Consider the following 11,390-nt stretch of genomic DNA (forward strand, 5'->3'; position numbering starts at 1 on the left):
CGCCGACGCACACGTTTCAAACACCTGTAACAGCTGGGTACTTGAAAGCGGCGGCTGAGTTTGATCTGGTGGAGACAAGTGGTTCAGCCGTGATGCCACCGACCTGCACGACGACACGACGAGGTTCCTCCCGTGACGATCGCAGCTGTCAGCGCCAACGACTCCAAACAGCGCATTGCTGATTCAACCCATGAACTTCTGCTCGAGGCCGATGGAACCCCGGATCCACGCCACCAGGAACTCCTGGACGAGGTCGTCATCCTGAACGCCCCGGTCGCCCGATCGATCGCATCCCGCTACCGCAGCAAAGGTGTGGATTCGGACGACCTCGAACAGGTCGCCTATCTCGGCCTGGTCAAAGCCGCCAACGGCTACCGGGTCGACGCGTCCACGGCCTTCCTGTCGTACGCCGTACCGACGATCCGAGGCGAGCTGAAACGGTACTTTCGCGACTGTGCGTGGACCGTGCGGCCACCGCGCCGGGTCCAGGAGGTCCAGGGCAGTATCGCTGCCGCCGAGCCTGAGCTGATCCAGCGCCTCGGCCACGTTCCCACCGACGCGGAGACTGCGGCGGCGCTGGGTACCGATGCGGCTGAGGTCGCCGAGGCCAGCTCGGTGCGCGGCTGTTTCACCACGCTGTCCCTGGACGCGCCCGGCTCGGTCGAGGGTGGGACCAGCCTGCTCGACACGGTCGCCGACGACGAGGACGGCTATGACCTGGTCGAGAACGTGCACACCCTGACGCCGGCGGTCGCGAGCCTCGGCGACCGGGACAAGCGGATCCTCGAGCTCCGGTTCCGCAACGGCTTCACCCAGGAAGAGATCGGCCAGGAGCTGGGGGTCAGCCAGATGCAGGTCTCCCGCCTGCTCCGCGGCATCCTCGACCGCCTCCGCACCGACCTCGCCGCCCTGGACGGCGTACCGAAGAACGGGTAGTGGTCGGCCCGGCTCGGCTGCCCCGAGCGGGAGGAGAGGGTCGTCGGACGGGCTGAAGGCCAGTACTACCCGTTCATCGGTACGGTAGCGTCGCCTTCGTGGACTTCGAAGAGGCGGCGGATGCGCTGTATGCGGCGCCGACTGCCGACTTCATTGCTACTCGCAACGAGCTGGCCAAACAGCTGAAGGCGGACGGCGACCAGGTCGGATCGACGCGGCTGAAGGCGATGCGCAAGCCGACCGTCGCCGCCTGGGTGACGAACCTGGTGGCCCGCGCGCGGCCCGACGACCTGGACGACCTGCTCGCGCTCGGCGACGAGTTCCGCCAGGCGACCGCCGATCTCGACGGTGACCGGCTGCGCGAGCTGACACCGAGACGCCACCAACTGCTGGACAAGCTGTCCAAGGAGGCCACCAAGCTGGCCGGCGAGGAGGGCCAGAAGGTCAGCGCCGACGTCGGTCAGAAGCTGCGGGAGACCCTCGACGCCGCGCTGGTCGACCCGGCCGCGGGTGACGCCGTACGCGAGGGCCGGTTGAGCAGCGCGCTGCGGCACGTCGGCTTCGGCGTCGTCGACGAGAACGGCGAACCGTCCAACGTCACCCCGCTCACCGACGAACGCCGCCAGGCCGCCCGGGACCGGCGCAAGGCCCAGCAGACGGAGGCCGACGAGGAGTCGGCGGCTGCACGCAAGAAGCGCGAGGCGGCGGAGCGCGAAGAGGAGGAGCGGGAGGCCGCCGAGAAGGCGAAGGCCAAGCAGGCCTTCGAGGACGCGGTCACGGCCGCGCAGGAGGCCGAGGCGACGGTCGAGGACCTCGACAACCAGCTCGACGACGCCCGCGACGCCCTGACCGCCGCCCAAGAGCTGGTACGACGTCTCGGCGCGGAGCTCGACGACGCTCGCAGGGCCGCTCGCGACGCCCAGAAGGAAAGTCGCGAGGCGCGGAAACGCTACAACCGGCTCTGACCAGCGGGTGCAGAAGCTGGTCGACACCAGAAGCCCACCGCGAAGAAGGCCACGAAGGCGGCCTGAGCTTCGCGGACGGCCGGGCTCACTCGTCCGGCGTCGGCAGGAGGTAGGTGCTTGGGTTGGCGGGGGCTCCGGCGTCGAGCCAGCGGTGGAAGCCGTCGGGGTTGCGGCGTTCGAATTCGTCCAGGCAGATTCGGCGTACTTCGGCGACCGCTTGGCGATCACGGGGTCCCGCGCCCTGCGCGAGCTGAGTGGCGGTCTCGGACCAGACGCCGCAGAGCTCCTCGATGCTGAGTGGGCACTGCAGTGAGGCGATCAGCTGCTCGTCCTCGACGAACTGCGCGTCGCTCAGCCGCGCGAGCTTCCGATGGTGCCGCGACCGCCGCGGCCGCCGCTCGGGCATGACCAGGTCGATCAGCACGAACAACGCCGCGAAGACCAGCGCCACGGCCAGCCCGAGCGCACCCCACGCGAGCAACCGCACCAGCCCCGGCAGGCACAGCACAGCGGCCGCCGCCGTTGCCGCGACCGTCCATGCCGATTCGTACGGCGCTTCGTCAGTCACATACCGGATCACCGCGGCGAGCGGCCAGACCAGCGCGAACACCACGGCCAGCAGGATCGACGCGGCGAGCGGACCCAGGAGCAGTACGCCCGCCAGCACCCCGGTGGTTCCCACCCCGAGGCCAGCCGCGATCGCCATCCGCCGGACCATCGGGGAAGAACGCATCACCGCAACTCACTCACCGTCGCCACGAACACCTCACAGCACCCCCTACCCCCGAAGAACGAACTACCCCTCGTCACCGTTCCCCAAGGTCATCGGCCCCAACCCACCTCACGCGGGGGTCGGCGCCGACTCCACCGGGTGATCGAGCGGGTAGGCGATCTCGTCGGACAGCATCCGGCATTCGATCCGGGCGCAACGCGGCCGTTCAATCCGTGGGCGAAGCTGTGCTTACGGCGTTCTTCACCGATCATGGATGAGATGAGGACCTTGGAGCCCCTGTGGTGAGCAGCGTCGACGAGCAGTTCGCCGGGCGGGTGCGCGCCCTCAAGCCGACACCGTGGGATCAGCCCACGGAGCTGCTGCGGAGGCTGTACGACGCTCAGCTCGGGAGCCGGCACGCGGATCTCGCGGCTCGCTGGATGCAGTCGGAGGGCAAGGGCTTCTACACGATCGGATCCGCCGGCCACGAGGGGAACGCCGCGGTCGCCGCGGCCCTCGAACCGACCGACCCCGCGCTGCTGCACTATCGCTCCGGTGCCTTCTACCTCACCCGCGCCGACCAGTGCGGCTCGAAGGAGGGGCTGCGCGACATCCTGCTCGGCGTCGCCGCCGCGACCAGCGAGCCGATCGCCGGCGGCCGGCACAAGGTGTTCGGCCGGCACGACCTGGCGATCATCCCGCAGACGTCGACGATCGCGTCGCACCTGCCGCGGGCGATGGGCGTCGCGTTCTCGATCTCCCGCTCGGCGAAGCTCGGCGTACCCTCGCCGTGGCCGGCGGACGCCATCGTGGTGACCAGCTTCGGCGACGCGTCGGCGAACCACTCGACCGCGACCGGCGCGATCAACGCCGCCCTGCACGCGTCGTACCAGGGGCTGCCGATGCCGCTGCTTCTGGTCTGCGAGGACAACGGCATCGGGATCAGCGTGCGCACTCCGGACGGCTGGATCCGGCAGGCGTACGGGCAGCGGCCCGGCCTGCGGTACTTCGATGCCGACGGCACCGATCTCGCCTCGGCCCTGTCGATCGCGACCGAGGCGGCCACTTTCGTCCGTCGCAACCATCGCCCGGCCTTCCTGCGCCTGCGCACCGTCCGCCTGCTCGGCCACGCCGGCTCCGACGTCGAGGCGGCGTACCGGAGTCCGGCCGAGCTGGCCGCGGACGAGGAGCTCGACCCACTGCTCGGTACGGCGCGATTGCTGCTCGGCGCCGGATTCAGTGCGGACGACATCATCGAGCTGTACGAGGACAAGCGTTCCGAGGCGATGCGGATCGCGGCCGAGGTCGCGGGCCTGCCGCAGCTGTCCTCGGCCGAAGCCGTCGCCGCGCCGCTCCGCTACCCCGATCCCACGACCGTTGCCGAAGCGCTGCCTGAGCGCACGCCGAGCGCCGAACGTCTGACCCTGTGCCAGTCGATCAATCGAGCTCTGAGTGACGTACTCGCGGCCTACCCGGAGGCGATGGTCTTCGGCGAGGACGTCGGCCGCAAAGGCGGCGTCTACGGCGTGACCCGCGGGCTGCAGAAGGCCTTCGGACCCGCCCGCGTGTTCGACACGTTGCTCGACGAGCAGTCGATTCTGGGACTGGGCCTGGGCGCGGGAGTCTCTGGACTCCTGCCGATCCCGGAGATCCAGTACCTGGCGTACCTGCACAACGCCGAGGATCAACTCCGCGGTGAAGCGGCGTCGCTGAAGTTCTTCTCCCAGGAGCAGTACGCGAACCCGATGGTCCTGCGGATCGCCGGGTACGGCTACCAGAAGGGTTTCGGTGGCCACTTCCACAACGACGACGCGATCGGCGTCCTCCGGGACATCCCGGGTCTCGTGATCGCGTCACCATCGCGTCCCGACGACGCGGCCGCGATGCTGCACGCGTGCGCGGCGGCCGCGCGCTCCGCCGGCACGGTCAGCGTGTTCCTCGAGCCGATCGCGCTCTACCACCGGCGGGATCTGTACGACGACGGCGACGACCAGTGGCTGGCGTCGTACCCGGACCAACCGGTGCCGATCGGGCGCGGCCGGACGTACGGCGACGGGACGGACCTCACCATCGTGACGTTCGGCAACGGCCTGCCGATGAGCCTGCGGGTGGCCGCACGGGTTCCCGGCATCCGGGTCCTCGACCTGCGCTGGCTGGCTCCGCTGCCGATCGACGATCTGTTGCGCGAGGCAACCAGTACCGGCCGGGTGCTGGTCGTCGACGAGACCCGGCGTACCGGCGGTGTCTCCGAAGGCATCCTGGCCACCCTGATCGACCACGGCTACACCGGTCGGCTGGCCCGGGTGACGAGCCACGACTCCTACGTGCCGCTCGGTGCGGCCGCACATCACGTTCTGCTCAGCGAACAGACCGTCGAGGCCGCAGCCCGCGAACTGCTCAGCTGAACAAACGCTGCCAGAGGGACTTCTTCGCCGGCGGCCGCTCTTCCTCCGCGGGCCGCTGACGAGGTTCCGGCGCGGGCCGATCCATCCGCCACTGGGCGATGACCACGTTCTCGTCCACCGGGCCGGTCGGCACGACCGGGCCAGTGGTGTCGCGGATGCTGATCCGGATCCGCTGGTTCAGATCGGCCAGGTACTCGCGGACCTCGGACTCCCGCCGCATCCCCCGAACCTTCTCGTGGACCTGCTGCTTCTCCTTGCGCAACTGCATGGCGGGTGGCAGCAGCGCCTCGGTCTCGACGTCCTCGCGGCGGATGAAATCCTTGACCCACCAGTCGGGGTCATGCTGATTGGCCAGCTTGAGTGGCTTGCCGGCACCGGGCAGATCGTCGAACTCGCCCGCGTTCTGGGCCCGCTTGATCTGCGCCTCGACCCATTCCTGGGTGCTCATGCCGGGCGGTCTGCGCTTGGTCATGGCGACACCTCATCTGTCTTCATCGACAGTTGCTCTGCTGATCCCAGCCTACCGGCTTGTGATTGCATTCACAAGACATACTGGAGGGGTGCCTCTGACCGACGAAGAGATCGCGGCGATGACGGCGGCCGAGCGGCAGGACCTGATCCTGCGGCTGGCGCCCCGCCCGGCCGGGCTACCGTCCAGGCGAACGATCGAGCGGATCCGCAAGTGGCGGACCGCGCTGATCGTGGTCTGCGTGGCTGCCCTGATCCCGTGGACCGTGTACCTGGCGAACACGCTGCCCAGCCACTACGTCGCCAGGAACTGGGTCGCGACGTGGGTCGGCTTCGACATCCTGCTGCTCACCATGCTGGCGCTGACCGCGATGGCGGGCTGGAAGCGCAAACAGCTCGTCTTCCCGACCGCGTTCGCCTCCGGTGTGCTGCTGATCTGTGACGCCTGGTTCGACGTGATGACCAGTCAACGCGGCGGCGACCTCACCCAGGCCCTGCTCAGCGCGCTCCTGGTCGAGCTCCCGCTGGCCTTCATCCTGATCGCCGGCCCGCTCCGCCTGCTCCGGTACGTCGCCATCCGGCACGGCATGATCCACCCGCAGTCTCGCCTGTGGCGGATGCCGATCCCGATCCCGGATCTCTATCCCGATCGCAAGGTGCCGCCGCGTGCTTAAGGTGGAGCCCCACGACGAGGAAGGGATGCCGCATGGCCGTTGAGGTGCTGTCCGTTGTCGGTGGCGAGCGAGTGGCGGACGCGGTACGCCGTACCCCGTCGACCAACCCGGCTCAGCTGAGCGATGTCGTGGGGACGGTCGGCAGCGCGGGACCCGAGGTGTTCGTCCGCGCGGCCGAGGCGGCCCGAGCAGCGCAGGGTGCGCGGGCCGCGACACCGGCGCCGCAGCGTGGGCAGGTGATCGCGAACGTCGGCCGGCTGATGACCGCCAACAAGGAACGGCTGGCAGCGCTCGTCACCCGCGAGATCGGCAAGCCGATCGCGGAGGCGCGCGGTGAGGTGCAGGAGATCATCGACACCTGCGACTTCTTCGTCGGCGAGGGCCGCCGGCTGTACGGGCAGACGGTCCCGTCCGAGATGCCAGACAAGCAGCTGTTCACGTTCCGCCGCCCGGTCGGCACGGTCGCCGTGATCACGGCCGGCAACTTCCCGGTCGCCGTACCGTCCTGGTACATCGTGCCCGCGCTCCTGTGCGGCAACACGGTCGTCTGGAAACCGGCCGAGTACTCGGCGGTCGTCTCCGACGCGTTCTACGAGATCTTCGCGCATTCCGGCGTACCCGCCGGGGTCTTCAACGTCGTGTACGCCGATGGCCCGGACACGTTCACCGGACTCGAGCAGGCCCTGCAGGCCGGGCTGATCAACAAGGTCGGCTTCACCGGGTCGAGTGCGGTCGGCACCCGGATCGGCGAGCTCTGCGGCCGGCACCTGCAGACCCCGTGCCTGGAGCTCGGCGGCAAGAACCCGATGGTGATCACCGAGGACGCCGACCTCGACCTGGCCGTCGAAGGCGCCCTCTTCTCCGGCTTCGGTACGGCGGGACAGCGGTGCACCTCACTCGGTACGGCGATCGTCCACACGTCGGTGTACGACGAGTTCCTCGACCGGTTCGGACGGGCGGTCGCGGACGCGGCGATGGGCGATCCGGCGCAGGACGTGTTGTTCGGTCCGTTGCTGGACGAGAAGTTCGCGGCCGGGTTCGAGAAGTCGCTCGGCTGGATCGCGGCTCATCACCGGGTGATCGGGAGGACCGGGCGGGTCACCGCGGACAACCCGCGGACCGGGTTCGTCGGGGATCCGGCGGCGGGGTTGTTCTACCACCCGCTGATCGTGGCCGGGGTGCGGCCGGACGACGAGCTGTTCCTGAACGAGACGTTCGGTCCGGTGGTGAGCGTCACGACGTACACGACGCTGGACGAAGCGATTGCGCTGGGCAACAAGTCGGGCTACGGCCTGTCCAGCTCGATCTACACCACCGACCCGAACAAGGCGTTCCGGTTCGCGCAGGGGATCTCGGCCGGGATGGTGAGTGTGAACAACTCGACCTCCGGGGCCGAGGCACACCTGCCGTTCGGCGGCAACGGCAAGTCGGGCAACGGGTCCCGGCAGAGCGGGGTCTGGGTGCTCGACCAGTTCACCCGCTGGCAGTCGATGAACTGGGACTACTCGGGCAAGCTGCAGAAGGCACAGATGGATACGGAGACGGTCGAGGCCGACCTCGGCTACCAACTGCCCTGACCGGCCGGACCGCCACCGCGCGCCGATGACGACTCACCTTCCCCACTCCGCCGACGTTGTGATTGTCGGTGGCGGTGTGATGGGCACCAGTGTCGCCTTCCACCTCGCCGAAGCCGGGGTGCAACGGATCCTGCTGTTGGAGAAGAACCAACTCGGCTCCGGGTCCACCTCCAAGGCGGCCGGCGGCGTGCGAGCCAACTTCTCCGACGAGCTGAACATCGCGCTGGGCGCTCGCAGCCTGGAGGCGTTCGCGCGGTTCGACGAACGGCCCGGGCAGGAGATCGACCTGCATCGCGTGGGCTACCTGTTCCTCCTGGAGACGGCCGACCAGCTCGAACTGTTCCGTGAGAGCACCCGCCTGCAGAACGCGGCCGGCCAGCCGACCCGGATGATCGACGTCGACGAAGCCATCGGCCTCGCACCGATCGTCGCTCCGGACGGACTCGTCGGCGCCTGCTTCTCCCCTGCGGACGGGCACTGCACGCCGGAGTCCGTCGTACTCGGCTACGCGACCGCGGCCCGCCGGCTCGGCGCTACCTTGGTCACCGGCTGCGAGGTGCTCGATATCGATGCTGCCGGCAACAACATCACCACGGTCCGGACCAGCCTGGGCGACGTCCGGACCGGCACCGTGATCTGCGCGGCGGGCGCGTGGTCGGCGGAGCTCGCCGCGATGATCGGGGTCGAACTGCCGGTGACACCACTCCGCCGGCAGATCGTGGTGACCGAGGCGATCGATGGTCTACCGCCGAGCCTCCCGATGACGATCGACTTCAGCAGCACGTTCTACTTCCACCGCGAAGGTCCCGGACTGCTGGTCGGAATGTCGGACCCGGACGAGCAGCCCGGCTTCCACCTGAACCGGACCGATACCTGGCTCCCGGGACTGACGACCGCGATGCAACGCCGTGCACCGTCCTTGCTCGACGTCGGCCTGACCGGCGGCTGGGCGGGGTTGTACGAGGTGACGCCGGACCACAACGCACTGATCGGGGAATCAGCCGGAGTGTCCCGATTCCTTTATGCCACAGGGTTTTCCGGCCATGGCTTCCTCCAGGGCCCGGCCGTCGGCGAGATCATCCGCGACCTCTACCTGGACCGCGAGCCCTTCGTCGACATCACCCCACTCGACGCGCGCCGGTTCCAGCGCCACGGTCCGCGCGCCGAGTGGAACGTGGTTTAGGGCGTGTCTGACGGTTCCGCGCCGTACCGAGTGCCGCGCAGTAGGCGCGGGACCGTCAGACACGCCCTAGTCGACGACTGCGCCGGCGCTCAGGTTGAGGGCGGTGCCGGTCATGGAGGCGGCGCGGTCGGAGGCGGCGAAGACGGCGACGGCGCCGACGTCGGACAAGGTCGCGGCGCGTTTCAGCATCGTGCGGCGCGCGGTGTCCTCGGCGATCGCTCGGGCCGCCTTCTCGGGGAAGTCCTTCGGAATGGCTTCGGGGATCCCGCCGGTCTGCAACGTGAGTACGCGGATGCCGTGCGTTCCGAGCTCGAGAGCCAGACTGCGCCGCAGCGCCTCGACAGCACCGAAGCCGGCCTGGAAACCGCCGAGGTTCGCAGTCGGCTGGCCGTACCCGCCGAACGTCAGGATCACGCCGGAGCCCTGGTTGATCATGTGCCGGGCGGCCGCCCGCGAGGTCAGGTAGAAGGTGCGGAGCATCGCCCGCACCGGTGCCGCGACGTCCGCGACCGACATCTCGACGAGCGGCGTACCGAAGGACTGCTCGTGGCCGATCAGGTTGAAGGAGATGTCGATACTGCCGGCCGCGGCCGCTACGGCGTCGGCGTGGTCGTCGACCGAGCGCTCGTCGAGGGCGTCGACGACGGCCGTCTCGGCGGTCCCGCCGGCGGCGCGGATCTCGTCCGCGACCTCATCGAGCGTCTTCGCCGTACGCCCGGCGAGGTACACCGTCGCGCCGTCTGCCGCGAAGGCCTTGGCGACTGCGGAGCCGATCGGTCCGGCCGCGCCGTACACGATCGCGTTCTTTCCGGTGAGCATCATTGGTGGCCCTCCTTGGCCAGTTGGGTGACGAGGTCGTCCAATTGCTGCATCGACGCGCGGATGCCGCGCTCCATGCCGCCGTCGACGTACAGATCGCGATCCTCGACGGCGAAGAACACCGTGTTCTGTGTGAGGGTGGTGACGCCGTCGGCCTCGTCGAAGGTGATCAGGTTCAGGTAGACGGTCCCGGGCTGCTGGTCGAACTCGTACGTCTGCACGATCCGGTCCGGCGACGGCGTCCCGTGATAAAGCCCGTGGAAGGCGTACCCCTTGCCGTCGGCGTCGTAGTGCGTCCAGCGCCAGCGCCCGCCGTGCTGTGGGTCCAGCTGGTTCACGACCAACTCGAGACCGGCCGGTCCGAGCCAGCGCGCCACCAGTTCCGGCTCGGTGTACGCGCGGAACAGCAGCTTCCGCGGAGCGTTGAACTCCCGGATGATGACGACCTGCGGTACGCCGGGCTCCGCGATCACCCGCATCTCGGTCATGACTCGGCCCGCAGCTCGTCGAGCACGTCGTCGAGACGGTCGAAGCTCTCGGCCCAGTAGGACCGATAGTCCATCAACCAGCCGACAGCCTCCCGCAGCGGCGCTGCCTCCAGGTGGCTGAATCGTGCGGTCGCCTGCCGGGACCGGCTGATCAGGCCCGCCTGCTCCAGCACCTTCAGGTGCTTGGAGACAGCCGGCTGCGACATGCTGAACGGCGCCGCCAGCTGTGCCACGGTCGCGTCACCGCGCCGCAGCTCACCGAGGATCGCGCGCCGGGTCGGATCGGCCAGCGCGGCGAAGATGCCGTTCAAGGTATCTTCATAACCGCTTGGTTTTGAAACCATACGGTTAAGGATGCGCGAGGGCTCTGCTGCTGTCAACCGCTCGTGGAACTCAGGGCTGCTCGTTGCGAGGATCGTCGGCGGGGTCTTCGGGCCAGTTGTCCGGGTCGCACCACTCGGGGTCCCAGCCGCGCTGGATGCAGTACTGGCGGAGGATCTCTTCGCGGGTCGGCGGCGGGCTGGTGCTCGGGCGCCGTGGCTTCGGGGTCTTCGCCGTGGTGGTCGTCTTGGTCGGCGTCGGGTCGGGTCGCTCTTCGGTCTGACGAACGGTCGTCCGGGTCTTCGTCGGCTGCTGGGTCGGCCGCGTCGTGGGCTTCTGAGTCGGCGTCGCCGTCGTCGGCACCGGCGGCGGGGTGGTCAGTTGCGGCACGACGGGAGTCGGGCTCGGCGTCGCCGAGGGGGTCGACGAACGGTCGTCGACGACCTGGACGGCCTTCGAATCACCGGGGTCGCCACCGAACAGGCCGATCGCGGTCAGCGCCCAGACGTTGACGCCGAGGAAGAGCACGAGAGCGGCGGCACCGGCGTACATGACCCGGCGGGAGGGGCCGGCGTACAGGCCGACCGGGCCGCGGACCGGTTTGCCCCTGCCGTCGACCCAGAACTTCCAGTCCTCGGGTGGCGGCGGCCAGGACGGATCCGGACGCCAGGTCTTCGGCGGGACCCAACTACGGCGGGGCGGCGACGGCCAGGTCGGCGGGACCACGAACCGCTTCAAGAATCTCCTCCAACTCCGCCTCGAACCTTGGTCAGGCTAGTCGATGGTCTGGACCGGTGGCAGCCCCCGCCGGAGCAGCTTTGGCCCAGATTTCACGCGCCCGT

The 11,390-nt window shown here is 69.1% G+C and carries 12 protein-coding genes; 6 read left to right on the plus strand and 6 right to left on the minus strand.

Annotated elements, in window-relative coordinates; translation table 11 throughout:
* Positions 1–132: 132 nt before the first annotated feature.
* Both ACZ3HV_RS26160 and ACZ3HV_RS26165 read left to right on the plus strand, forming a co-directional pair.
* A complete protein-coding gene (locus ACZ3HV_RS26160; protein ID WP_465687596.1) occupies positions 133–936 on the plus strand; it encodes a sigma-70 family RNA polymerase sigma factor in 804 nt (267 codons plus the stop codon).
* Positions 937–1,034: 98 nt separating this feature from the next.
* Positions 1,035–1,901, plus strand: a complete 867-nt coding sequence (locus ACZ3HV_RS26165; RefSeq protein WP_465687597.1) for a hypothetical protein — start codon at positions 1,035–1,037, stop codon at positions 1,899–1,901.
* An 85-nt stretch (positions 1,902–1,986) separates the two neighbouring features.
* Here ACZ3HV_RS26165 and ACZ3HV_RS26170 read toward each other — a convergent pair whose 3' ends face one another.
* Positions 1,987–2,607, minus strand: coding sequence for a hypothetical protein (locus ACZ3HV_RS26170; RefSeq protein ID WP_465687598.1), 621 nt, complete (start codon positions 2,605–2,607; stop codon positions 1,987–1,989).
* A gap of 308 nt (positions 2,608–2,915) precedes the next feature.
* Here ACZ3HV_RS26170 and ACZ3HV_RS26175 point away from each other — a divergent pair, with 308 nt between their 5' ends.
* Complete coding sequence (locus tag ACZ3HV_RS26175; RefSeq protein WP_465687599.1) at positions 2,916–5,018, plus strand: thiamine pyrophosphate-dependent enzyme; 2,103 nt, start codon at positions 2,916–2,918, stop codon at positions 5,016–5,018.
* Here the strand turns inward: ACZ3HV_RS26175 and ACZ3HV_RS26180 are convergent.
* On the minus strand, positions 5,011–5,490 hold the full coding sequence (locus ACZ3HV_RS26180; RefSeq protein WP_465687600.1) for a DnaJ family domain-containing protein: 480 nt from the start codon (positions 5,488–5,490) through the stop codon (positions 5,011–5,013). The genes ACZ3HV_RS26175 and ACZ3HV_RS26180 overlap by 8 nt on opposite strands.
* Positions 5,491–5,578: 88 nt before the next feature.
* Here ACZ3HV_RS26180 and ACZ3HV_RS26185 point away from each other — a divergent pair, with 88 nt between their 5' ends.
* From ACZ3HV_RS26185 to ACZ3HV_RS26195, 3 genes are read left to right on the plus strand one after another with little or no spacing between them, the layout of a single operon-like run.
* Positions 5,579–6,160 carry a hypothetical protein gene (locus ACZ3HV_RS26185; RefSeq protein WP_465687601.1) on the plus strand — a complete coding sequence of 194 codons (582 nt, stop codon included), beginning with the start codon at positions 5,579–5,581 and terminating at the stop codon, positions 6,158–6,160.
* Positions 6,161–6,192: 32 nt separating this feature from the next.
* Positions 6,193–7,737 (plus strand): aldehyde dehydrogenase family protein, encoded by a 1,545-nt coding sequence (locus ACZ3HV_RS26190; protein WP_465687603.1) that lies wholly within the window; start codon positions 6,193–6,195, stop codon positions 7,735–7,737.
* A 25-nt stretch (positions 7,738–7,762) separates the two neighbouring features.
* Entirely contained in the window at positions 7,763–8,920 is a 1,158-nt protein-coding gene (locus tag ACZ3HV_RS26195; protein ID WP_465687605.1) for an NAD(P)/FAD-dependent oxidoreductase, read from the plus strand.
* Positions 8,921–8,986: 66 nt separating this feature from the next.
* On the opposite strand, the gene ACZ3HV_RS26200 is transcribed toward ACZ3HV_RS26195, so the two are convergent.
* The 4 genes from ACZ3HV_RS26200 to ACZ3HV_RS26215 all read right to left on the minus strand — a co-directional run bounded on the left by ACZ3HV_RS26200 (position 8,987) and on the right by ACZ3HV_RS26215 (position 11,286).
* Positions 8,987–9,742, minus strand: coding sequence for an SDR family NAD(P)-dependent oxidoreductase (locus ACZ3HV_RS26200; protein WP_465687607.1), 756 nt, complete (start codon positions 9,740–9,742; stop codon positions 8,987–8,989).
* A complete protein-coding gene (locus tag ACZ3HV_RS26205) occupies positions 9,739–10,227 on the minus strand; it encodes an SRPBCC family protein (protein WP_465687609.1) in 489 nt (162 codons plus the stop codon). The genes ACZ3HV_RS26200 and ACZ3HV_RS26205 overlap by 4 nt, the downstream gene beginning before the upstream one ends.
* Positions 10,224–10,538, minus strand: a complete 315-nt coding sequence (locus tag ACZ3HV_RS26210) for an ArsR/SmtB family transcription factor (RefSeq protein ID WP_465687611.1) — start codon at positions 10,536–10,538, stop codon at positions 10,224–10,226. Before ACZ3HV_RS26210 ends, ACZ3HV_RS26205 begins: the two co-directional genes overlap by 4 nt.
* Positions 10,539–10,620: 82 nt before the next feature.
* Complete coding sequence (locus tag ACZ3HV_RS26215; RefSeq protein WP_465687613.1) at positions 10,621–11,286, minus strand: hypothetical protein; 666 nt, start codon at positions 11,284–11,286, stop codon at positions 10,621–10,623.
* Between the last annotated feature and the right edge of the window lie 104 nt (positions 11,287–11,390).

The sequence above is a fragment of the Kribbella sp. NPDC020701 genome (assembly GCF_055562215.1).